19 protein-coding genes are annotated in these 23,330 nt (G+C 56.3%); 5 read left to right on the forward strand and 14 right to left on the reverse strand.

Going from position 1 to position 23,330, the window contains the following annotated elements:
• Positions 1 to 66: 66 nt before the first annotated feature.
• A complete protein-coding gene (locus WLO31_RS09555; protein WP_435930210.1) occupies positions 67 to 675 on the forward strand; it encodes a hypothetical protein in 609 nt (202 codons plus the stop codon).
• Between the two features lie 15 nt (positions 676 to 690).
• Here WLO31_RS09555 and tam read toward each other — a convergent pair whose 3' ends face one another.
• A complete protein-coding gene (gene tam, locus WLO31_RS09560; RefSeq protein ID WP_435930211.1) occupies positions 691 to 1,446 on the reverse strand; it encodes a trans-aconitate 2-methyltransferase in 756 nt (251 codons plus the stop codon).
• A gap of 120 nt (positions 1,447 to 1,566) precedes the next feature.
• On the opposite strand from tam, the gene WLO31_RS09565 reads away from it, so the two are divergent.
• A complete protein-coding gene (locus WLO31_RS09565; RefSeq protein WP_435930212.1) occupies positions 1,567 to 2,586 on the forward strand; it encodes a DUF2157 domain-containing protein in 1,020 nt (339 codons plus the stop codon).
• Between the two features lie 66 nt (positions 2,587 to 2,652).
• Here the strand turns inward: WLO31_RS09565 and azoR are convergent, their stop codons facing one another.
• Complete coding sequence (gene azoR / locus WLO31_RS09570) at positions 2,653 to 3,258, reverse strand: FMN-dependent NADH-azoreductase (protein WP_435930213.1); 606 nt, start codon at positions 3,256 to 3,258, stop codon at positions 2,653 to 2,655.
• A gap of 206 nt (positions 3,259 to 3,464) precedes the next feature.
• Between azoR and hrpA the strand changes: the two genes are divergently transcribed.
• Positions 3,465 to 7,364, forward strand: coding sequence for an ATP-dependent RNA helicase HrpA (hrpA, locus tag WLO31_RS09575; RefSeq protein WP_435930214.1), 3,900 nt, complete (start codon positions 3,465 to 3,467; stop codon positions 7,362 to 7,364).
• Between the two features lie 87 nt (positions 7,365 to 7,451).
• Here hrpA and WLO31_RS09580 read toward each other — a convergent pair whose 3' ends face one another.
• From WLO31_RS09580 to WLO31_RS09605, 6 genes are all read right to left on the reverse strand, one after another.
• Positions 7,452 to 8,111: an O-methyltransferase gene (locus tag WLO31_RS09580; RefSeq protein WP_435930215.1), complete on the reverse strand. Its 660-nt coding sequence runs from the start codon at positions 8,109 to 8,111 to the stop codon at positions 7,452 to 7,454.
• 123 nt (positions 8,112 to 8,234) lie between these two features.
• Positions 8,235 to 9,605 carry an efflux transporter outer membrane subunit gene (locus WLO31_RS09585; protein ID WP_435930574.1) on the reverse strand — a complete coding sequence of 457 codons (1,371 nt, stop codon included), beginning with the start codon at positions 9,603 to 9,605 and terminating at the stop codon, positions 8,235 to 8,237.
• Between the two features lie 5 nt (positions 9,606 to 9,610).
• On the reverse strand, positions 9,611 to 10,693 hold the full coding sequence (locus tag WLO31_RS09590; RefSeq protein WP_435930216.1) for an HlyD family secretion protein: 1,083 nt from the start codon (positions 10,691 to 10,693) through the stop codon (positions 9,611 to 9,613).
• Positions 10,690 to 12,342, reverse strand: a complete 1,653-nt coding sequence (locus tag WLO31_RS09595; protein WP_435930217.1) for an MFS transporter — start codon at positions 12,340 to 12,342, stop codon at positions 10,690 to 10,692. The genes WLO31_RS09590 and WLO31_RS09595 overlap by 4 nt, the downstream gene beginning before the upstream one ends.
• Positions 12,342 to 12,773: a MarR family winged helix-turn-helix transcriptional regulator gene (locus tag WLO31_RS09600; protein WP_435930218.1), complete on the reverse strand. Its 432-nt coding sequence runs from the start codon at positions 12,771 to 12,773 to the stop codon at positions 12,342 to 12,344. Before WLO31_RS09600 ends, WLO31_RS09595 begins: the two co-directional genes overlap by 1 nt.
• Before the next feature lie 110 nt (positions 12,774 to 12,883).
• Complete coding sequence (locus WLO31_RS09605; protein WP_435930575.1) at positions 12,884 to 13,801, reverse strand: bestrophin family protein; 918 nt, start codon at positions 13,799 to 13,801, stop codon at positions 12,884 to 12,886.
• A 242-nt stretch (positions 13,802 to 14,043) separates the two neighbouring features.
• Here WLO31_RS09605 and WLO31_RS09610 point away from each other — a divergent pair, with 242 nt between their 5' ends.
• The gene (locus tag WLO31_RS09610) at positions 14,044 to 15,162 is read left to right on the forward strand and encodes a cobalamin-independent methionine synthase II family protein (RefSeq protein WP_435930219.1); all 1,119 of its coding nucleotides are present in this window, start codon (positions 14,044 to 14,046) and stop codon (positions 15,160 to 15,162) included.
• A gap of 68 nt (positions 15,163 to 15,230) precedes the next feature.
• Here the strand turns inward: WLO31_RS09610 and WLO31_RS09615 are convergent, their stop codons facing one another.
• The 6 genes from WLO31_RS09615 to WLO31_RS09640 all read right to left on the reverse strand — a co-directional run bounded on the left by WLO31_RS09615 (position 15,231) and on the right by WLO31_RS09640 (position 22,311).
• Entirely contained in the window at positions 15,231 to 16,613 is a 1,383-nt protein-coding gene (locus WLO31_RS09615; protein ID WP_435930221.1) for a sugar porter family MFS transporter, read from the reverse strand.
• 12 nt (positions 16,614 to 16,625) lie between these two features.
• Positions 16,626 to 17,132 carry an RbsD/FucU domain-containing protein gene (locus WLO31_RS09620; protein WP_435930222.1) on the reverse strand — a complete coding sequence of 169 codons (507 nt, stop codon included), beginning with the start codon at positions 17,130 to 17,132 and terminating at the stop codon, positions 16,626 to 16,628.
• Positions 17,133 to 17,197: 65 nt separating this feature from the next.
• Complete coding sequence (locus WLO31_RS09625; protein WP_435930223.1) at positions 17,198 to 18,580, reverse strand: sugar porter family MFS transporter; 1,383 nt, start codon at positions 18,578 to 18,580, stop codon at positions 17,198 to 17,200.
• Positions 18,581 to 18,616: 36 nt separating this feature from the next.
• Complete coding sequence (locus WLO31_RS09630) at positions 18,617 to 19,558, reverse strand: 1-phosphofructokinase family hexose kinase (protein WP_435930224.1); 942 nt, start codon at positions 19,556 to 19,558, stop codon at positions 18,617 to 18,619.
• Positions 19,555 to 20,898 carry an FGGY-family carbohydrate kinase gene (locus WLO31_RS09635; protein WP_435930225.1) on the reverse strand — a complete coding sequence of 448 codons (1,344 nt, stop codon included), beginning with the start codon at positions 20,896 to 20,898 and terminating at the stop codon, positions 19,555 to 19,557. Before WLO31_RS09635 ends, WLO31_RS09630 begins: the two co-directional genes overlap by 4 nt.
• Before the next feature lie 15 nt (positions 20,899 to 20,913).
• The gene (locus WLO31_RS09640; protein WP_435930226.1) at positions 20,914 to 22,311 is read right to left on the reverse strand and encodes an FAD-binding oxidoreductase; all 1,398 of its coding nucleotides are present in this window, start codon (positions 22,309 to 22,311) and stop codon (positions 20,914 to 20,916) included.
• Between the two features lie 168 nt (positions 22,312 to 22,479).
• Here WLO31_RS09640 and WLO31_RS09645 point away from each other — a divergent pair, with 168 nt between their 5' ends.
• Complete coding sequence (locus WLO31_RS09645) at positions 22,480 to 23,328, forward strand: class I fructose-bisphosphate aldolase (protein WP_435930227.1); 849 nt, start codon at positions 22,480 to 22,482, stop codon at positions 23,326 to 23,328.
• Positions 23,329 to 23,330 lie beyond the last annotated feature (2 nt).

Raw genomic sequence — 23,330 nt, forward strand, 5'->3', positions numbered from 1 at the left:
GCACGGATGGCGAATCTCGTATTATAAATATAAAGCATAATAAGCTTTTTATAATTACTAAGGCTTATGCATATTTCTTTTATATTAAAGCGCCTGCTTCTGGTTGTTTTTTGCGTATTGGCTGTGGTGTCTGGCGTATTAATCCTCTTTAGCGATGTCATCTGGTTTCACGACTTTGTGCGCGAAAACTCCTTCACCGAAATTGTTCAGGAAAGCCTCCTGCTGGCCCTTGCGCTGCTGTTTTTTGGCGATGCCAGAAAAACGCCGTCGCGGCGTCACAGCGGCGTATTAATCGGCGGCTTTTTCACCTGTATGCTAATCCGCGAGCTTGATTTCGTCTTTGACGCGCTGTCCCATGGCGCCTGGGTCTGGTTTGCCCTGTTTACTACCCTGGTCTGCGTCAGTTATGCCTTGAGGAATAAAGAAAAAACGCTGGAAGGCGTAGCGGCGTTTTTGCGCCATCCCGCTTACGGCATGATGCTTTCCGGTCTGCTGTGCGTGCTGATTTTCTCGCGCCTGTTCGGCATGCATGCGCTGTGGGAAGAGCTGATGCTTGACGGCTATAACCGGCTGGTGAAAAACATGGTCGAAGAGGGCACGGAAATGTTTGGTTATATCCTCTGCATGCTTTCCACCATCTGGTATCTGTGCCACAGGCCCGAACGTTCAGCCTGACAATTCGCCCGCCGTTCAGGCTTTATGCGCAATAATAAACAGACGCGGGAACAGCATCAGCACGTTGCCGTCTTTTTGCGTTGGATAGGCCTCCTGCAAAAGTTTGTGGTAACGCGCCATAAACGCCTCCTGCTGAATAGCGTCGAGATCGGCGAGATACGGCCGCAGGCCGGTGGAGCTTAGCCATTCGATAATCGCACGGTGGGATGGCATTACATGAAAGTAAGTGGTGCGCCAGATATCCACCCGGCACCCCACGTCGGTCAGCAGATCGTAATATTCATTGGGCGCAAGCAACGCCTCGCGCCCTGCTGGCGGGTTGCCCAACTCATTCGCCACCTGGCGCATCAGCGCATGCGTCGGCTCCTGCCAGTTGTCCGGCATTTGCACTGCCAGCACGCCGTTTTCCGCAAGATGACCGGCCAGACGCGGAAATAACGTCCGGTGGTTACCGAGCCACTGCAAAGCGGCGTTGGCATAGATCACATCCTGTTTAACCGAAGGCTGCCACTGGGCGATATCAACCTGTTCGAACCGGCAATCTGGCAGCGCCGACCGCGCTTTTTCGAGCATGGCGGAAGAGCTGTCCAGCCCGGTTATCGCCGCATCGGGCCAGCTCTCATGCAGCAGCGCGGTACTGTTGCCGGGCCCACAGCCTAAATCAGAAATCTGCGCTGCAAAGGGATGATTGACGCGCGCGGCCAGCTCGGCTGCCGGACGGGTGCGTTCCGCCTCAAACTGCAGATAAAGCGCCGGGTTCCAGTCCTGCATATTGCTCTCCTCGGGCTAAAGTTGTCCTAAGCATAGCTATAAATTCCGCAAGCGGGACAGGCATCTTCCGCAATAAATTGCTGTAATGTGAGGGAGATAATCTGCTGAAGGGAAATCGTTATGAAAGTCACTCGTAAACAGGAGCGTCTTATTCGACGCGTGCTGGATGGCTGGCAGCAGGAAGGGGTGATAGATAATCCTGAAAGAGAGCGCCTGCAAAGCGCGCTCTCGCTACAGCTTTTCGACTGGCAGCGTCTTAGCCGCTATGCTTTCTGGATCTCTCTTGCCTGCATCGTTATTGCGGCAGGCAGCTTCTTTGCAGACGACTATCTCATGGCGCTGCTGTTCAATATCGGTTACTACCCGCGAGCCCTTGTGCTGGCGGGTATCAGCCTCGCGCTTTATCTGTGGGGATTCAGCCGACAGCGGCGCTCGCCGGAAAAATATTACAGCAGCGAGGCTATTTTATTCCTCGGCGTTGTCTTCACCTCGCTGTTTATATGGCAGCTGGGCCTGGCGCTTGATAACGGCAGCGATCACGCAGGCCCGCTCTTATTGCTGGGATGTGCGATATACGGCACGCTTGGTTATACACGTCGCTCCGGCCTTATCTGGCTCTTCTTTTTGCTGGCGCTGGGAAGCTATTTCGGCGCGGAAACGGGCTACGCCTCCGGCTGGGGAGCTTACTGGCTGGGCATGAACTATCCGATTCGCTTTGTGCTGTTTGGCGGTCTGTTGCTCGCCGCCTGTTATTTGCTGCAGCGGCCTTTAGTGCAGCGCAATCTGTTTCACGTCAGCAAGGCGACGGGGCTGCTTTACCTGTTTATCGCGCTGTGGATCCTGTCCATATTTGGCAATTACGATCTTGATATCTGGCAAAGCGTGCGGCAAACAGAATTGCTGCTCTGGTCGTTGCTCTTTGCGCTGGCGGCGCTTGCCTGCATCTGGATAAGCCTGAAAACCGAAGACGCTATGCTGCGCGGTTTCGGCATTACCTTTCTTGGCATCAACCTCTATACCCGCTATTTCGAAATGTTCTGGGACAGCACGAATAAAGTGCTCTTCTTCCTGATACTCGGTATCTCGCTGGCGCTTGTCGGGCGCTACGCGGAGAAGATTTGGCGGCTCGGGGAAAGGTAAAAAGTAACGCACAAACGAAAAAAGCGGCAAAATTGCTTTTGCCGCTCTGGTAAATCTTGTGAAAACTTAAGCGGTAACGATGCTGTCGATCGCCGCTTTTGCGTCGGTCTGGGCCTTGGTTGCCACTTCCGGACCGTAGGCGATGCCTTCGGCAAACACGTAGTTCACGTCGGTAATACCGATGAAGCCGAGGAACAGGTTCAGATAAGGCACCAGCAGATCGCTTGGGGTATCTTTATGGATGCCGCCACGGCTGGTCAGCACCACGGCACGTTTACCGGTTACCAGACCTTCAGGTCCTTTCTCGGTGTAACGGAAGGTAACGCCAGCGCGGGCTACCAGGTCAAAATAGTTCTTCAACTGGGTAGGAATGTTGAAGTTGTACATTGGTGCGGTCATCACGATAACGTCATGCTCTTTCAGCTCGGCGATCAGTTCGTCAGACAGGGCTAACGCTTCTTGCTGACGCGGAGTCAGGGCCGCATCGCTCGGACGCAGAGCGCCGACCAGCTCGCCATCCAGTACCGGGATCGGGTTTGCCGCTAAGTCGCGCACGGTGATTTGGTCAGCGCAGTGCTGTTCGCGCCATTGTTCAACAAAATAGTCGGACAGCTGATTAGACTGGGAGTAACCTGCCAGGATGCTGGACTTAAGAACTAATACTTTGCTCATGGGTGATTCCTTTGTTTTTGGTCATTCGGACAGATTGCCCGTTCGCTGGACTAACTGTATTCACAATCCGATTGCAGTGATAGCGCAATATATCGAACTCTATGTTCGATTTTATTGAACAAGGCGTGGATGAAGACGATGTGGTAATCTACGGGTAATTCACGCAAAAGACTTTTCCGGCAGTGCTCTGCCATGATGATGACGCTATGCAAAATACAATACCTTCAGTCTCCTCGTTATCTTCCCGCTTAGAAAACCTGATGCTGCGCGACCGCCAGCGTTTTTCTCGTCGTATTCAGGGCGCGAAGAAGGTGAAAAATCCTGAATCCCAGCAGGCGGTCTTTGCCGCGCTGGCCCAGGAGATCGACGCAGCGGCCGGTAAGGTTCTGCTACGCGAAGCGGCACGCCCGAAGATTACCTATCCAGAAAACCTGCCGGTCAGCCAGAAGAAGCAAGATATCCTGGAGGCCATACGCGATAACCAGGTGGTGATTGTCGCGGGGGAAACGGGCTCGGGTAAAACAACGCAGCTGCCAAAAATCTGTATGGAGCTTGGGCGCGGCGTAAAAGGGCTTATCGGGCATACGCAGCCTCGTCGCCTGGCCGCGCGTACCGTTGCCAACCGTATTGCGGAAGAGCTGCAAACCGAGCCGGGCGGCGCGGTCGGCTATAAGGTCCGTTTTACCGATCACGTCGGCGAAAATACCCTGGTCAAGCTGATGACCGACGGCATTCTGCTGGCGGAAATCCAGCAGGATCGCCTGCTGATGCAGTACGACACTATCATCATCGATGAGGCGCATGAACGCAGCCTGAATATCGATTTCCTGCTCGGCTATCTGCGTGAACTTCTACCGCGTCGTCCCGATCTGAAAATCATTATTACCTCGGCCACCATCGACCCGGAGCGCTTCTCGCGCCATTTCAACAACGCGCCGATTATCGAAGTCTCCGGCCGTACTTATCCGGTGGAAGTGCGCTATCGCCCGATTGTTGAAGACGCGGACGATACCGACCGCGATCAGCTGCAGGCGATTTTCGACGCCGTGGACGAGCTGGGCCGCGAAAGCGCGGGAGATATCCTGATCTTTATGAGCGGCGAGCGCGAAATTCGCGATACCGCCGACGCGCTGAACAAGCTGAATCTGCCGCACACCGAAGTGCTGCCTTTGTATGCCCGCCTGTCGAACAGCGAGCAAAACCGCGTGTTCCAGTCGCACGCCGGGCGTCGCATCGTGCTGGCGACTAACGTAGCGGAAACCTCGCTTACCGTGCCCGGCATCAAATACGTCATCGATCCGGGTACGGCGCGCATCAGCCGCTACAGCTATCGTACCAAAGTGCAGCGTCTGCCGATCGAGCCGGTTTCCCAGGCTTCCGCGAACCAGCGTAAGGGCCGCTGCGGACGCGTCTCGGAAGGCATCTGCATTCGTCTTTATTCGGAGGATGATTTCCTGTCGCGCCCGGAATTTACCGACCCGGAAATTCTGCGCACTAACCTTGCGTCCGTTATCCTGCAGATGACGGCGCTGGGCCTCGGCGACATCGCCGCCTTCCCGTTTGTGGAAGCGCCGGATAAACGCAATATTCAGGATGGCGTGCGCCTGCTTGAAGAGCTGGGCGCGATTACCAGCGACGAAGACCACAGCGTCTATAAGCTGACGCCGTCCGGCCGCCAGCTTTCCCAGCTGCCGGTGGATCCGCGGCTGGCGCGCATGGTGCTCGAAGCTCAGAAGTTTGGCTGCGTGCGCGAAGTGATGATTATCACCTCCGCGCTCTCCATTCAGGACCCGCGCGAGCGTCCGATGGACAAGCAGCAGGCGTCGGACGAAAAACACCGTCGCTTCCACGACAAAGAGTCTGATTTCCTGGCATACGTGAACCTGTGGAACTACCTGGGCGAGCAGCAAAAAGCGCTGTCGTCCAACCAGTTCCGCCGCCTGTGTAAAACGGATTACCTTAACTATCTGCGCGTGCGCGAGTGGCAGGATATCTACACCCAGCTGCGCCAGGTGGTTAAAGAGCTAGGCCTGCCGATCAACAGCGAGCCGTCGGACTTCCGTTCGGTGCACTGCGCGCTGCTTACCGGCCTGCTTTCCCATATCGGCCAGAAAGATGCCGATAAGCAGGAGTACACCGGGGCGCGTAACGCGCGTTTCTCCATCTTCCCCGGTTCCGGCCTATTCAAAAAGCCGCCAAAGTGGACGATGGTTGCTGAACTGGTGGAAACCAGCCGCCTGTGGGGCCGCATCGCCGCGCGCATCGACCCGGAATGGGTTGAGCCGCTGGCGCAGCATCTGCTCAAACGATCGTACAGCGAACCGCACTGGGAGAAATCGCAGGGCGCGGTAATGGCTACCGAAAAGGTCACCCTTTACGGCCTGCCGATCGTTACGGCGCGCAGCGTTAACTACAGCCAGATTGACCCGGCGCTGTGCCGCGAGCTGTTTATCCGCCACGCGCTGGTGGAAGGCGACTGGCAGACGCGTCACGCCTTCTTCCGCGAAAACCTCAGGCTGCGCAACGAAGTGGAGGAGCTGGAGCATAAATCCCGCCGTCGCGACATCCTGGTGGACGACGACACGCTGTTTGAGTTCTACGACCAGCGCATTGCCCATGACGTAATTTCCGCCCGTCACTTCGACAGCTGGTGGAAGAAAGCCAGTAAAGAGACGCCGGATCTGCTCAACTTCGAAAAGAGCATGCTGATAAAAGAGGGCGCGGAGCAGATCAGCAAGCTGGACTATCCGAACTTCTGGCATCAGGGCAACCTCAGGCTGCGTCTGACCTATCAGTTCGAGCCGGGCGCCGATGCCGATGGCGTCACGGTGCATATTCCGCTGCCGCTGTTAAACCAGGTCGACGAGGCCGGGTTCGAATGGCAGATTCCGGGCGTGCGCCGCGAACTGATTATCGCGCTGATTAAATCCCTGCCGAAACCGGTGCGCCGTAATTTCGTGCCTGCGCCAAACTATGCCGAAGCGTTTTTAGGCCGCGCCACGCCGCTTGAGCTGCCGCTGCTGGACAGTTTAGAGCGTGAATTCCGCCGCATGGCGGGCGTAACGATTGACCGGGAAGACTGGCACTGGGAACAGGTACCCGATCACCTGAAAATGACCTTCCGCGTGGTGGACGAACACAATAAAAAGCTTAAAGAGGGTAAAGATCTCAGCGAGCTGAAAGGCGGCCTGAAGGATAAAGTGCAGCAGACGCTCTCCGCCGTCGCCGATGACGGCATCGAGCAGAGCGGGCTGCATATCTGGAGCTTCGGCGCGCTACCGGAAAGCTATGAGCAAAAACGCGGTAATTACCGTATGAAAGCCTTCCCGGCGCTGGTGGATGAAAAAGAGAGCGTGGCGATCAAACTCTTTGATAACCCGCTCGAACAGCAGCAGGCCATGTGGCGCGGATTGCGTCGCCTGCTGCTGCTGAATATTCCTTCGCCGATTAAATATCTGCATGAAAAGCTGCCGAACAAAGCCAAGCTCGGCCTGTACTTCAACCCGTACGGCAAGGTGCTGGACTTAATTGACGACTGCATTTCCTGCGGCGTGGATAAGCTGATTGCCCAGGCGGGCGGCCCGGTGTGGACGGAAGAAGGCTTTGCCGCGCTGCATGAAAAAGTGCGCGCGGAGCTGAACGAGACCGTGGTGGAGATTGCGAAGCAGGTCGAACAAATTCTTACCGCCGTTTTCAACATCAATAAGCGGCTGAAAGGGCGCGTGGATATGACCATGGCGCTTGGCCTGTCGGATGTGAAAGCGCAGATGAGCGGCCTGGTATACCGCGGCTTTGTCACCGGCAACGGCTATAAACGCCTTGGCGATACGCTGCGCTACCTGCAGGCGATTGAAAAACGCCTGGAGAAGATGGCGGTCGATCCGCATCGCGATCGCGTGCAGATGCTGAAGGTGGAAAGCGTCCAGCAGGCCTGGCAGCAGTGGCTGAACAAGCTGTCGCCAAAACGGCGCCAGGATGAGGACGTGCAGGAAATCCGCTGGATGATTGAGGAGCTGCGCGTTAGCTTCTTCGCGCAGCAGTTAGGCACGCCTTATCCGATATCAGATAAACGTATTTTGCAGGCGATGGAGCAGATTACGGGTTAAGAGACGGTGGCTGGCGCTGCGCTTATCCACCCTACGATTTATGCGTTTCGCAGGCAGGATAAGCGCAACCTGACATAATTCGAACGCTTAGTCGTTCACCCGCGCGATGGTAAAGCCGTCCCAGCCTTTGCTGCCAACCGTTTGCAGGGCGGTGGCGGTAAGGCGGGGGTTTTCACCCAGCAGCTCGATGAATTTTCGCACTCCCTGCACCCGCAGATCGTCACTTTGCGGATCTGTCACCGCGCCGTCGCGCACTACGTTATCGCCAATAATTAACGTGCCGGGGCGGGAATATTTCAGCGCCCATTCCAGATAAAGCGGATTGCTGGGCTTATCGGCATCGATAAAAATCAGATCAAAGGGAGCCCGGCTCTCGAGCCGCGGCAGGGTTTCCGCCGCCGGGCCGACATGCAGCTCAATAATATCTTCCAGTTCAGCCAGCCGAATATTTTTCTTCGCTACTTCCGCATGACGCGGGTCAGCTTCAAGCGTCACCAGTTTACCGTCTGCAAGCAATGCCCGCGCCATCCACACCGAGCTGTATGCGCCGAGCGTGCCGACCTCGAGGATGTTTTTAGCGCCGGTTATCTGCACCAGCAGCTGCAGAAATTTTCCCTGATTTGGCGCAACGTCATGGGCGGGAAGGCCTGCGGCGCTGTTATTGGCGAGGATCTTTCCAAAGATGGGATCGTCCGGGATCAGGGAGTGAACGAGGTAATCATCAACGTCTGACCATTGCTGTTGCATTGCATACTCCGAAAGTTTTATTCAGCCAAAACGGCGGATAGCGGCGGCCTGTCCACCCTATAATTTATGCATCTGCAGGTCGGATAAGCGCAGCGCCTCCGGCTTAGTTTGCTCAGTTTACAGCTACAATCCCTGCCAGCCGCCCCCCAGAGCACGATAAAGATCGACCTGCGCCAGCAGCAGGTTGTTCTTCACCTGCACTACGTTAAGCTGCGTGGAGAACAGCGTGCGCTGGGCGTCCAGCTCATCCAGATAAGATGAATAACCGTTGCGGTAGCGGTTCTGAGCAATTCGCAGCGCCTCTCCGGCGACGTGCTCCTGCTCTTGTAATTCCACGAGCTGTTCCCGCAGGCGCTGGATAGCATCGAGGCTATCGTTCACCTCTTTAAAAGCGTTGCGCACCGTTTTTTCATAGGCGTACAGCGCCTGGTTACGCTGCGACATGGCGACATCAACCTGCGCGTTCAGCGCTTCGCGGTTTAGCAGCGGCGCGAGAATGCTGCCGCCGATGCTCCAGAGCCGCAGCGGATTGTCGATAAGCTGCGAAAGCGTGCTGTCCTGCAAACTCCCGCTGGCCACAAGGTTGATGGAGGGCAGAAGCTGCGCGCGCGACGAAGCCAGAGTCGCATCTGTCGCCAACAGTTGTCTCTGAGCCTGGACGATATCCGGGCGGCGATTTAACAGCGTCGACGGCAGCTGCGCGGGCAGCGTCAGCGGCGTAAGCTGGTCAAATTCGCCGCCGCGCGCCACCGCGCCTGGATTTTTGCCCACCAGCACGCTGAGCGCGTTCTCCTGCTGGCTGATTTGATGCTGCAGCTGCGGGATTTGCGCGCGCGTTGCGCGGTATTCCGAATCCGACTGCATCAGCTCCAGCCGGGAGCTGTAGCCTGCTTCATACTGGCGTTTTGCGAGTCTGTACGCATCTTCGCGGGCGGCGAGCGTGGATTGCGTGACTTTAAGCTGTTTATCCAGTGACAGAAGCGTGATATAGCCCGAGGCAACGGAGGAGGCTACGGTCAAATTCGCCGCCGCAGCCGCCGCTTTTTGCGCTTCAAGGCTGGCCTGCGCCGCATCCGCAGCGCTGCTATATTGTCCCCATAAATCGACGTTATAACTGGCGTTCAGGCTTCCTTTATACAGATCGCCGTGCGTCGGCAAACCCGTCGCGGCAGACTGCGAGCGGCTGCGGCTTGCATTCAGCCCGGCATCGAGCGTTGGCCATTGCGCGCCCTCTGCGCTTTGCACGCGGGCCTGATATTCATTAACGCGTTCACGGGCGGTCAGCACATCGCTGTTATAACGCAGGGCGCTATCCACGTAGCCGTTAAGCATCGAGTCATGAAAATTACGCCACCAGAATCCTTCCGCAGAAGAAGCCGGGCCGACCTGGTCGCGCCACTGAGCGGGGATCTCAAGGGTCGGTCTGGCCTGCTGCACCTGAGCTGAATGGCAGCCCGCCAGCAGCAGCGCTGCGGCAAGGCAGGAAAGTTTCAGCGGGTTCACTGGGCATTCTCCCGCGTGTCGATATGCACCTGAACCGACATCCCCGGCCGCAGACGCTTACGCTTATCCGCCTCGCCGAGAACTTCGATGCGCACCGGAATACGCTGAGCGATCTTCACAAAGTTGCCGCTGGCGTTGTCCGGCGATATGGCGCTGAACTCCACGCCGGTCGCCGGGGAGATGCTCTCCACGCGCCCGTTAAATTTCTCGTTCGCCAGCGCATCCACGGTGAAGGTTACGGGCTGGCCGACTTTCATCTCTGCAAGCTGCGTTTCTTTCACGTTGGCGATAACCCAGTTATCCGACGGAACCAGCGAGGTCAGGCGCGTGCCTGCGCTGACGTAGGCGCCAAGACGCACGGCGATTTGCCCGAGCTGGCCGTCACGCGGGGCGATAATCCGCGTGTTCTGCAGATCGATCTGCGCCAGCTCCAGCGCCGCCTTCGCGTTTTCCACGTCCGCTTCCAGCGAGCCCCGGTTAACGATGGTGGTTTGCAGATCCTGGCGGGACATTTCCAGCTGGGCGGCGGCCTGCTCGATATCCGCATTGCCCTGCGCCGCGCTGGCTCTGGCCGCGTCGCGTTCACGAACGGAGAGTGAACCGTCTGCGGTCAGCTCTTCCACTCGACGTAAATCGAGCTGGTATTTTTTCCCCTGCGCCTGAGCGTTTTTCAGGGCCGCTTCATTTTTTTTAATAACGGCATTCGCGCTGCGACGTTGCTGCTGATTATTGGCGAGCGCGGCCTGTTTCATCGCCATCTGCGCCTGCGCTTGATGAACACGCTGCTTGTAGATGCGATCGTCGATGGTCATCAGCACGTCGCCGGCTTTGACGTACTGGAAATCCTTCACGTTTACCGCGGTGATATAGCCGTTAACCTGCGGGCTGATAAAGGTGGTCAGGCCGCGCACGTAGGCGTTTTCCGTTGACTCAATGTGACGAGTGAAGGGAGGCAGTTGCCAGGCATAGAGGATCACCAGCACGCCAACGATGCCTATCGCGGCGGCGCTAAAAATTGACACTACGCGCAGGTTTTTTTGCTCCGGGCTTTGTGCCGGAGTGGTTCCTTGTTCGCTCATTGCAGCTCCGTGGTATTTTTTAATTGTTTTCTGGCCGCAAGCTTCAGGCGCAGCAAGCGCCAGAGGATCCACAGCAGGGTGCACGTGGCGATAGATGCGGTCAGTAAATAAGTATCGTTGTAAGCAAGCACGTTCGCTTCAGTAGTGGCAACGCTTTGCAGCCGCAACAGCGCCTGAGTATTAACCAACGTGCTGTCGCCCAGCACGCTGCTATAAAGCTGGCTGTACTGGTTGATCCGCTCGCTGACCAGCGGATTAAGCAGCGTGAGCTGGTCGGCCAGCAGGCTGGAATGGAACTTCTCGCGCCAGGTCTGGAAGGTGCCGAGAATGGCTGAACCCAGCAGCCCGCCGAGGTTCTGGCTCATGCCAAACAGCACCGAAAAACTCACGAGGTTGCGCGGTTCGGCAATCACGCCGCCAATCGCTGCAAGCATCGCCGGCGCGAGGAAGAAGGCGCTGCTAAAACCAAACAGGAACTGGCTTACCATAAGCTGCGCCGGGCGGGTGAGGTTGTTGGACTGGCTGTCCATCAGCGAGGCGATAATCATCAGCGCCAGCGAAATCACAATCGGGCGCGCCAGCTTTTTAATATCAATCGTCAGGCAGCTGGCGATAATGCCGCAGACGATTCCCGCCAGAATCGACCAGGCCAGATTGGTCATCTGCTCGTTTTGCAGGCCAATAAGCTGCAGATAGCCAATCACCCCGGTGTTCTGCTCCGCAAGGACAATACGGATCAGCACCATGATAAGCCCGAGGCGCACGATGCTGCCGCTCGAAAGCCAGCGCGTATTCAGCAGCGGGTTGCTGCGATTGTGTTCAAAGGTAATAGCGGCAACGATCAATACCAGCGAGGCGGCCAGCGACCAGCCGATCCATGGCGCTTCAAACCACCAGTCGATACGCCCAAGCGAAAGCACGCCGCACAGCAGCGCAATGCCTGGCGCAAGCAGAATAAACGTCAGAAAATCCTTCTTCTCAAAGACTTTTTTGCGATCGCTTGGCGGCAGTTTCAGCGCCAGCACACAAGCCAGTGAGACAAGGGCGAGACCAAGCTCGAAGTAGTAAAGGCCGCGCCATTCGTAAAGCTGCAAAAGCTCGGATGAAAACAGCCGCGCGATGGGGATGGCGAGCGTTGAGCCGGTGATGCCGATGGTTAACGCTTTAAGCCGGTGCTTCGCGGGCCAGGCCTGTACCTGATAGTAAATGCCAAGCGAGCTGAGCGCGGCGCCGACCATGCCGTGGGCGGCCCGCACCATGATGGCGGAATTGAGATCGTTAACAAAAAGGTGGAAGAAGGTGACCAGCACATACAGCACCAGAAATCCTTCGGTAAACGCCCGCAGCCCGTACTGCTGGCGGAATTTCACCAGCAGCAGGTTGATGGAGGCGTTGGTCATCACGTACACCGCGGGCAGCCAGGCGATTTCATTAGACCAGGCCGCAAAGGTGCCCTGTAAATTGGTGAGATTTGCGGCGACCAGCGCGTTCCCGAGCGCCCCGGTCAGGCACACCAGCAGCCCGACCAGGCCGTAGGCGATGCGTCTGTGGGTGGGATGAATGGGCGTGGAAGGAGAACCCAGGAGCGTAGGTTTCTCATGCGGTTTCCACTCCCTTGGAATATAAGGATCGCGTTGAGGAAGGCGCATTATTTTGTCTCGGCGGCTTTGAGCAGGCGGGTGAGCACATCACGCGTCGCGGCTTGCTCTTCTTCACTGACTGAGGCCAGCACTTCCTGGCGGAGCCTGTCGGCGACCACTTTAACCTCCTGATAGAGAGCCTGCCCCTGTCCGGTTGCGACCAGCAGGCGCACGCGTTTGTCTTCAGGCTTAAGAACCCGTTGCACCAGATTTTGTTCGACAAGGCGATTGATAAGCGGCACGAGGGTTGCGCCCTCAACGCCAAGCTGGCGGGCCAGCTCCTTCTGCGAAAGCGGCGTTTCATTGCCGGCGATAGCCGCAACCGCCACCCAGCTGGCCTGGCTCATACCGAGGTTTTTCAGCCTGCGGTCAACGGCCAGACGCCAGTGATGGGCCGTGAGATGAAGCAGGTGAGAAAAAGTGAGCTTTTCATAATCCACGGCAGCGGCACCAGTTCGTTAGATATCTAACTAGTTTAAGAGTGCGATCCTCATTAATTCAAGTAAATATGAAGATGAACGGCTAATTTCTGCATTATAGCCGCTGCAGGCTAACTCAGCTGGTAATGTCGGTTAGGCTTCATCTTTCCGGGGATCTCATCCTCGCCGTTCATATCGCGCAAATCACGCTCGATGGTATTGCAGATGGCATTCAGCGCCAGATCGTTGTCTTCCATGCCGAACGGCTCTTCCAGCTCTTCGGCCAGGCTATCAAGGGCGATAAAGGTGTAGGAAATAAAGACCGACAGGAACGGCGTCATGTAATGCACATCCTGCACCAGCGCGAAGGGCAGCATGATGCAAAACATATATACCGTGCGGTGCAGAATTAACGTGTAGGCGAAGGGCACAGGCGTGTTGCTGATGCGTTCGCAGCCACCGGCAACGGCGGTATGCTCGTTGAGGTGATTATCCATACTGCGCCATAACACGTCGGAAATAGTGCCGTTCATGCGCTGTTTTGACAGCCAGTTGCCCATCAGCAGCAAAATACGGTTGCATGGCGCATGGCTTGCCGCAACCCATGCCAGCTCCTCTTCGCGCAGCCAGGGACGCAGGGCATCTTCCACCGGCTGCTTGCGCAGGGTCAGGCGCAGGCAGTTGCAGAACGCGACCTGCAGGTTGACGAAATAGCTAATTTCTTCGCTTTGCGCCGCAGGCAGGCTTTTTACCTCGCGCAGCAGCGAACGTGCGGTTACCGCCAGCTGTCCCCACAGCAGACGCGCTTCATTAAAGCGGGCATAGCAGGCGTTGTTTCTGAAGCCGAGAAAGATAGCGATAGCCACGCCCAGAATGCTGAACGGGGCCATCGTCAGTTTGATGCCAAGCGCTTCATACCACGGCAGGAAGAAAATCACGCTGACCGACAGCGCCAGATTCAGCAGCAGACGTGAATAGATTTTCTCCAGAACGGAACCGTGCCAGACGAAAAGACGAACAAGCCAGTGTTTATGTGGACGAACAATCATAGTGAGGAAACTCAAAAACGGGACACCGTATTTAACGGCAGAGTGTGATGTAGATCAATATTTAAAGTTACATCATTTTAACAAGATGAATATTTTACACCTGCCGTGAATTTTCCTCGTTTGCCCGCTCGCCGGCGACATGCCATTCTGGCTGCAACAAATAGCCATCCAGATGGCTAAAAATTCAAATAATGAACTATCACTCTGCTAAATTAATTAGCCGGGTCACCAGGAGAATTCATATGTCGCACAACACGCAACAGCGCAATCACGCCCCGTTCCGCGCGGATATCGTCGGGAGCTTCTTACGCCCGGATGCCATCAAGGAAGCCCGCCAGCAGTTTGCCGCAGGCGACATCACGGCGGCGCAGCTGCGCAAGGTTGAAGATGAAGCCATTCGCGCTTCGGTAGAGCAGCAGTGCGCCTGCGGTCTGCACGTCGTCACCGACGGTGAATTCCGTCGCGCCTGGTGGCACTTTGACTTTTTCGACGGGTTGCAGGGCGTGGAACGTTACGAATCGGAGCAGGGTATTCAGTTCAACGGCGTGCAAACCAAAACTCACAGCGTGCGGGTTGTCGGCAAAGTCGCTTTTGGCGATCATCCGATGCTGGAAGACTTCCGCTTTCTGAAAAGCGTCAGCGGTAATGCGGTGCCGAAAATGACTATCCCAAGCCCGAGCGTGCTGCATTTTCGCGGCGGCCGTAACGCCGTCGACAGCGCCGTTTATCCCGATTTAAACGACTATTTCGACGATCTGGCTGCAGCCTGGCGCGATGCGATTCAGGCATTCTACGCGGCAGGCTGCCGCTATCTGCAACTGGATGATACCGTCTGGGCGTACCTGTGCTCAGACGCGCAGCGCAAAGAGATCCGCGAGCGCGGCGACGATCCTGACGAGCTGGCGAAAATCTATGCCCGCGTGCTGAATAAAGCGCTGGAAGGGAAACCTGAAGATTTGACCATCGGCCTGCATGTTTGCCGCGGTAACTTCCGCTCGACGTGGATTTCTGAAGGCGGCTACGAGCCGGTAGCGGAGATATTATTTGGCACCGTGAACGTGGACGCTTTCTTCCTTGAATACGACAACGACCGTTCAGGCGACTTTGCCCCGCTGCGTTTTGTGCGCCCGGGCAAACAGCAGGTCGTACTGGGGCTTATCACCACCAAAAATGGTGAGCTGGAAAACCCTGAGCAAATCCAGGCGCGCATTAATGAAGCGGCGAAATTTGTCGATATCAGCCAGATTTGCCTCAGCCCGCAGTGCGGCTTTGCCTCCACGGAAGAGGGCAACAGCCTGACCGCCGCCCAGCAGTGGGACAAGGTTCGCCTGGTGACGGCGATCGCTGAAAAAGTCTGGTAAATTTCGATATAAAAAATCGCCCTGTGCCGATAAGCGCAGGGCGATTGCTTACGTTTAGCGCGCCGGGTTCAGGTGCTCTCACACATCTCGGCGCTGATTTGCTCAAGGGATTTATCTTTTGTCTCGGTAACAAAAAAGAGGTTCAGCAAGAACCACAGCAGGCAACACAGGCCATACAGGAAGAACGGGAAGCTGCCGTTAAACACCGCATTCAGCGTCACGCTGTTGGCTAGCATCGGGAAAGTCTGCGAAACAATAAAGCTGCCCGTCCAGATAAGAAACGTTGCCCACGACATCAGTTTGTCACGCAGGATATTGGGCGCCAGTTCCGGGATGATTATCCACAGAATGGGGCCGATGGTGCCGCCGAAGAACAGAATATAAACAATCATCAGCGCCAGCATAAACAGACTGGTGACGCCCAGGAAGATCAAGACTCCCAGCAGGGTAATGGCGACGAAACAAACAAAAGAGCCAATAATCAGGAGCTTTCTTCTTCCATACTTTTCTACGTTATAAACGGCCCACAATGCCGCGGCAAAGAATGCAATTCCCACGATAATCTGCTGGTAATACGCGGTTTTTTCGCTGGCGATGCCGATGTTCTCAAATAAAACGTTGCCATAATATAAAACGGCGTTAATACCGCAAAGATTAGCCAGCAGCGCCATGGCGAGAATAACGAAAGAGACGCGTCGGTACTTGCCCGCAAGCAACAACTCTTTCTTTACGGAATGATTTACGCGATGGAAAGATTGTTTGATTTCCGCAATGGCTTTATTGCTGTCAAAGCCTTCGCCATTAATATGGTTGATGACCTCTGCGGCTTCGTCCTCCCTGTTTTTATTAATTAACCAGCGGGGGGACTCCGGCAGGAAGCACGCCAGAATCATAAAAATGCCGCCGGGGATCGCCATCGCGCCCAGCATAAAACGCCACGAATAGTTTGTTCCCCAGTCCGCATCGGTTATCTGGCTGGCAACCAGCGCGTTGACCAGATAAACGCAGAGGATGCCAAAGGCAATCATCATCTGATAAAACCCCAGCGCCTTACCGCGAATTTTTTGCGCTGAGATTTCGCCTATATAGACCGGCGCGGTGGCCGAGCCTAAGCCAACGCCGATACCGCCGATAATCCTGAACAGAATAAACATCGTGAAGTTATACGGGAAGGCGGTAAAGATACCGGCGATAAAGACCAGAAATCCGGTAATAACGAGCGTCTTTTTTCGACCCACGGCGTTATTGATAAACTGGCCGCTGAAGGCGCCAATCATAAAGCCGAGGACGACCGAGGATACGGCCCAGCCGGTTCCTGTCGCATCAAGAGAAAAGTAACGGCTGATATGCGCTATGGCGCCGGATACGACGGCCGAATCAAAACCGTACAGCAGCCCGGCCAGCGAGGCGATAAGCGAGAGCTTATAGCTTGTTGAATATACTTTATTCATGGTTTACACCCGTCAGTTAGTTTTAATTATCCGTGGGGCCGCGTTGTTTTTAATTCTTTTGGATCTTTCTACGTATTCAGGAATAATTTTCATGGTGTCGTCAAACCAGGCGTCCGGATCGGTGCTGGCGACCAGCGCAAAATTACCCCAGGGCATCAGCGAGCCGGAACGAATGACAAACTTAGCTTTTTTATAAATATCCGCCACGAGCTGCGAGTGTGGCAGTAAAGTGAAGTCCGCTCCTGAACCGGTAAAAATATCCGTTACCCTGGCCATCAGGACGGGGTTGCTGTCCGGAACCTCAGCGGCGAATATTACATTCTCAATGAACATTTCCTGACGCAGCACGCGTAATATTTCCAGCAGGTCCACGCTGCCGGCACAAAAAGCAAGATCGACTTTTTGTGCGTCAAAGGGAATCGGTGCGCCCGCGTCGGTTACCAGCAAAATATCGCCGTGCCCGAGGCTTGCTAATACGGCGGCAACTTGTGGATGCAATACTTTTCCAGGTCTCATCATATTCTCCTGAGCGTTGTAGGGTGTCTTTTTATAATTTTTTACCCAGCCAATGGCTGGTTTTTTAATTAGTTAATATGCATTTCCAGCTCTATTTCTTCGAGCGTTTTCCCTTTTGTTTCCGGCACCATCGCCAGCACGAAAATTAATGCCGCAACGGCTATTCCGGCGAAAATAAAGAAGGTATTCGCCGCGCTTATATTTTCCACTAATACGGGGAAGAACCTGGAAACAAAGAAGTTCCCGCCCCACAGCGCGAAGGTGGCAATTGAAACCGCAATGCCGCGCACGTTGATGGGGAAAATCTCTGAGATTATTACGTAGGCGACCGTGCCGTATGAAACGGCGAATACCGCCACGTAAGCCAGAATCAATACCAGCAGCAGGGTGGTATGCGTTTCGGCCGAGCGGAAAAGCAGCCCGATGCCGCCCAGCGCGGCGGCCATACCAACGGAGCCGAAAATAAGCAGGGTGCGGCGGCCCACCTTGTCGATTATCCACATCGAAACCAGCGTCGAAGCAACCAGCATCATGCCAATCAGCACGGTAAAGGACATTGCGCCGCTGACGTCCACGCCCGCCGTTTTGAAGATTTCCGGCGCATAGTAAAAGATGGCGTTGATGCCGGTGATCTGCTGGAACAGCGCCACGCCGAAGCCCACGATCAGCGCCTTACGCAGGCGAGGTTTGAGCAGTTCGCTCAGACGCGAAGGATTCTCGCTTTGCAGAGCCGTTTTGATTGTTTCCAGCTGCTCTCTGGCGGCGCTTTCGTCAGGGTTAATGTTGCGCAGCACCGCCAGGCCCGCCTCATGGCGCCCCTTTCGAACCAGCCAGCGCGGGCTCTCCGGTACTTTTATCAGCAGAAAGAGAAAAACGATGGCCGGGACGATGCCGGTGGCGAAGATGACCCGCCAGCCGTGTTCAACGTTCCAGGCTTCGCTGGCGCTGCTTGCGATAACGGCGGCGATAGAAAAGATCGCCAGGTTGCCGATGCAGTTAAACAGCTGGTTAAGCGAAACCAGCCGCCCACGGATATGCGCCGGGGAAACCTCCGCGATATAGAGCGGGGCGATAGTGGTTTCAATGCCGATGCCGATGCCGACGAGAATGCGATACCACACCAGCATTTCGGCAGAGGTCGCCAGCGCCTGGCCCAGCACGCCGAAGATAAAAATCAGGGCTGTCAGCAGCAGCACCTTCTTGCGGCCGACGGCGTCCGAAAGCGGGCCCGCCAGGGCCACGCCGATAATACAGCCGATAATAATAGATGACGTGACCCAGCCGATGCCGTCCGCATCAAGCGCGAAGCGGTTTTGCAGGAAGCCGACCGAGCCGGAAATGCTGCCGTTATCAAACCCAAAGAGGAATCCGCCGACGGCGGTAACGAATGAAATCAACAGAACGTTACGCATCCAGGCATTTTTTGCAGCGACGTGTGCATGACTGACCATAGTACTCTCCGTTAACAGGCGAGTGGGCGTAAGGGATTACACGGCGCGAACCGTGCAACGTTGTTGTAATTCAGTGAGTGAAACATCTGTGGCAAGGCCCGCCGTCGGGCTTGTGGCGTTTGATGCTCCGCAGGCGGCCGCAAGCGCAAGGTGGTCTTTCCAGCCCGCGTTGGGCCGCGCGAGGAGGCTTGCGATCAACCCTGCGCAATAGGCGTCTCCGGATCCGACCGGGCTTATGGTATCGACCACTGGCGGAGTGATTTCATAATTGCCATCCGGCGTCAGCGCAAGCGTAGGTTCCCGGCCATCGGTGATAATCACGCAGCGAACGCCCTGCGCAAGCCAGGCTTCGGGAAGATTATTTCCCGCTAACTCTTTGGCCTGCTGAAGCTCATCGCGATTGATTTTTATGATGTCCGGCAAGGCTGCGGCGGACTGCAACAGCGCCGTGCCGTGCGTATCCAGCAGCGTCAGCACGCCCTGTTTTTTCGCAAGCGTTATCCAGCGGCCATACTCATCCGGCAGGATGTTTTTCGCCAGCGAGCCGGTGCAGATAACCGCGCTGGCCTGCTGCATTTCTTCGGCGAGCATTTCGTGCAGCCTGGCGAGCTCTTCGGATCGCACTGCCGGTCCTGCGGCGTTGTACACGCTGGCAGACAGCGGGGAAACCAGCTCGGTCACCACTTCACATATGCGCGTGCTGGCGGCGGTCTCGCACCAGCGCCCGGGCAGTTTCTCCTGCGTCAGCAGCTCACGGCAAAGGCGGCCCGTCGCCCCGCCCAGAAAACCTACCAGCAGCGGAGCGGGCGCGTTGTCCAGACGCCGACGAAGCTGGAGCAGCACTCGCGCCACGTTCACGCCTTTGCCGCCCGCCAGCGTTTTGTCGTCCAGCAGGCGATGCACCTGCCCGGGCCGCTGGCTTTCCACAAGCAACAGACGTTCTATGGCTGTATTCAGCGAAGCGATAATCACGTTCACAGGCGGTCCTCCTGATGAGTGGCGATAAGCCAGCTTTCGCGAGCGAGGGTAGCGGCGCCCGTGGCAACCGGTTCGGCAAGGTCGCTGACGAAAAGCGGCATCTGCCAGCGGCGTTTACGATGTTCGAGCATCTCCCGGCGCTGAAATAAAGACCCCATCAGCACCGCGTCCTGGGGACGGATCCCGCCGATCTCGCACATATGATTAAGCAACAGGCAGGTTCGGTCAGCGATGTGGTTAAGCGTCGCATGAACGATATCCGCTGGCTGGACGCCCGCAGCAAGTTGATGAAGCGAAAAAAGCCCCTGAGATTCATCCTCATTAATCGAAACGGACAAATCCGTCGTGCGGCTTTCCTGATGTAACGCGCTGAAAAGCAAATCAAAGTCGTTCTGGTAAAGCAGCTCCGCCAGCGTCTGAATGATTTTGCCGGAAGGGGTGGCGCAGCCCATTACATATTCACCCGGCTGCCAGGTGCGTTCGATATCCACGCCCAGCTGCCAGGCGAGAGGGGTATCCGGAAAACGAGGCGTAAGCACCATCAGATATTCGGAGGTGCCAATCGAATCGAAAACATTGGTGGGCTGCCGGTTTTGAACAGCCCAGGCACCCACTATCTGATCGTGGCCGCCAGTAAATACGCAGGCGCCCGGATGAAGAGCCACGCCCGGAAGGGTTTGCGGACAGATTTCCCCGCAGCATTCTCCGCAATCGGCGATCGTCGGGAACAGCTCCGGCCATAATCCGAGCTTTTCAAACGTGGGCTCATGTGGCCGCATGGATTTGAGGTCGAAGCACTGTGAGTGGGTAATCTGCGAGCTGCTGGCCCGCCATTCTCCCGTAAGCCGCCAGTTTACATAGCTGCCAAAATCGACCCACTGAGCAATCTCTTTCCAGATGTCCGGGTGATGCCTGCGCAGCCAGCTAAGACGTTCCGGGCTCTGGTTTGGGCGCGAGCGCATGCCGGAGATGGCATAGTGCTGCGGGCTGTCCAGCCACTGGTGCGTCGCTATGTCCAGCGCCGCCTGGGGATAATTCTCCCACCATGCCAGAGAAGGGTAGATAACCTCGCCGCGCGCGTTTACGGCCACCGACTCTTCCTGCCCGAACGTGCCAACCGAGATGGCCGCCAGCGGGCCGCAGGCGTTTGCCTCCGTTTGCGCATACTGCACGATTAATGCGGACAGGGTTTGCCACACCGCGTCTGCATCATGAAACGTCAGCCCGTCACGCGTGCTGACGGGCGTTCGGCACTTTCTCACCGGCAGCAGCGCGCCTTCTTCGCTGGTGCCGATGATTTTTATATGGGTCGTGCCAATATCAATGCCGAGAAACCACATCGTGATAGCCCCCAGTTAGAGTCCCAGCTTGCCGGGATTAAGAATGCCGTTCGGATCGAGCGCGTGCTTAACCCGACGCAGCAGCAGATGCGCGGACCCCAGCGACTCGCGGGCATAAGGGGAGCGCACCAGCCCACCGCCGTGGTGGTGCGACAGCTCAGCCTTATGCTCAAGGCAGACGCGCATGGTTTCGCGCCAGATAGTGCGCAGCTTTTCCACCGCTTCCCGATCGTTTTCTTCGTGCCCCAGCAGGATCATGTACATGGATGTTCCCTGCGGGTAGACGTGGGAGAAATGCGATAAAACTTCTCCCGCCAGCGGCGTCAGCGTTTTGTTCAACGCCTGATAGAGGCTGGCGATGCCGTCCCAGGTGTGCGCGACCTCAATGGTTTCAGCAAAACCGCCGGTGCTGTCGAGCAATTTTTCTACCGTTGAAAAATCGAAGCGCCGGTCCATCCATTTCAGCACGCCTTCGGTACCCAGTGATTTTCCGCCGTGACGTTTCACGATGGACATAAAGGCTTCCATTTCGGCATGGGCCACGGCATCGACGCCCTGAGTCCCGAGAAATATTACGGGTTTATCCTGCGCGGGATTTTGCATCGCGTGGCGCGCTTCGGCAGTGTCGTACAGGCGCAGCAGGAAAGGGCGTAAGCCGGCCATCACCTGTTCGCGCATGATATCCAGCCCCGCTGCGACGGTGGGGATCTCCAGAGTTTCATAAAGCCGCGTCTGGGGCAGGGGAAACATCTTCAACTGTACGGAGGTCACGACGCCAAGCGTCCCTTCCGCACCAATAAAAAGCTGGCGCAGGTCTGGTCCCATCGCGGCACGGGGAGAGGCCTTAAGACGCACCCGCTCGCCGGTGGCAAGGATGACCGTGTAGGCGGTGATCAGATCTTCAATACCGCCGTAGTAAGAGGAAAATTGCCCCGTCGCAAGCGTTGATAGCCAGCCGCCGACGCTGGACTGATAAAGAGACTGCGGGGAATGCCCAAGCGTCCAGCCCATCTGCTGGAGCTCATCCTCAAGCTTGCCGCCGTTATAGCCGGTAGAAACCTCCACCGTCATATTGGTGGTATTGATTTCCCGGCTGTGGGTCATTTCGCTCAGGTCCAGAACGATGCCGCCGCGGGTTGGCAGCGGTTGTCCTGTTACAGAGGAGGCTAGCGCTCGCGGTGTGACCGGCGTATCGCTGGACGTGGCCAGGGCCATAACCTGCTGGATCTGCGTTTCGTTAGCGACCTTTACCACCACGTCTGCCTGATATTCATGACAGCCCAGCTTTCTGAGTTTGGTAGACAGAGGCCAGGTATCGTGGCTTGACGCCTGAAGCGTAGCGGGATCGGTTAAGATCTGTTTTTCAGGCAGAATAGCTGCCAACGCGGTGATAAGAGAAGAAATCCTGGACATACTCGCTCCTGGTTCACAACATTTTATGGGCGCGTCCTGACGAATTTGCGGTAAAAACGAGCCGGGCATAATTCATTGACACGGTGTTCAAGGCTAATATACGATCAATTTGCAGAAAGCTGCAAATTGCATTTAAACGGTTTTAACAACTTTGTGAAGGAGATCAAGATGGATTCCCGAACCGGAAAAGCGCTTCGCTTAGGTCGTATTTTGCGTCCGGAAACTGGCCGTGCGGTGGTTGTCGCTGCTTCGCACGGCGTGATGTCAGGCCCGCCTTCCGGCCTGAAAACGCGCAATGAAATTGAATCGGTCTTTACGCAGCTTCGCGGCGCCGATGGCGTGATGGTGTCGCCAGGCATGATCCCATTGGTGGAGAAAACCTTCGTAGGCCGGGACAGGCCGGGTTTTGTCCTTCACCTGGACTGGAAGAACCATGCCAGGAGCATCTATACGCCAGGAAAAGATGGGCGTGGTGAAGGGGTGCTTGCACAGCTGGCGGATATCAGCGAAGTGGCGGCCTGCGGTATAGACGCGGTAATGACCTACATGTATCTGGGCCAGAAAGATACGGCGCTGGAGCAGGCGGAAATCGTCCGCAATACGCGTATCGCCCGCGATTGTGAACGCTATGGTATCGCCCTGATCGTTGAACCACGTTCCGCGCTGGAAGGTATAGATCCGGATGCGTTAAGCGCGAAAGTCATGAGCATGTATTGCCGCATTGCCGCCGATATTGGTGCCGATCTGGTGAAGGCGCTCTGGCCCGGTTCCGTGGAGGCTTTTGCCGAAGTAACAAGCACTTGCTATACTCCGGTATTGCTTGCGGGAGGCGCCGGAGGCGAAGATCCGCACGCCACGCTGCAGCTGGCGGCCGATGCCATGCAGGCAGGTGCAAAAGGGGTGATGTTTGGTCGACGCATTTTCCGTGCGCAGCAGCCTGCCGGCGTGCTCCGGGCATTGAATGCCGTGGTGCATGACAGCCAGAGCGTTGAGCAAGCGTCACGGCTTCTGGAATAAAA

The sequence above is a fragment of the Dryocola sharpae genome (assembly GCF_051307055.1).
Lineage (GTDB): Bacteria > Pseudomonadota > Gammaproteobacteria > Enterobacterales > Enterobacteriaceae > Dryocola.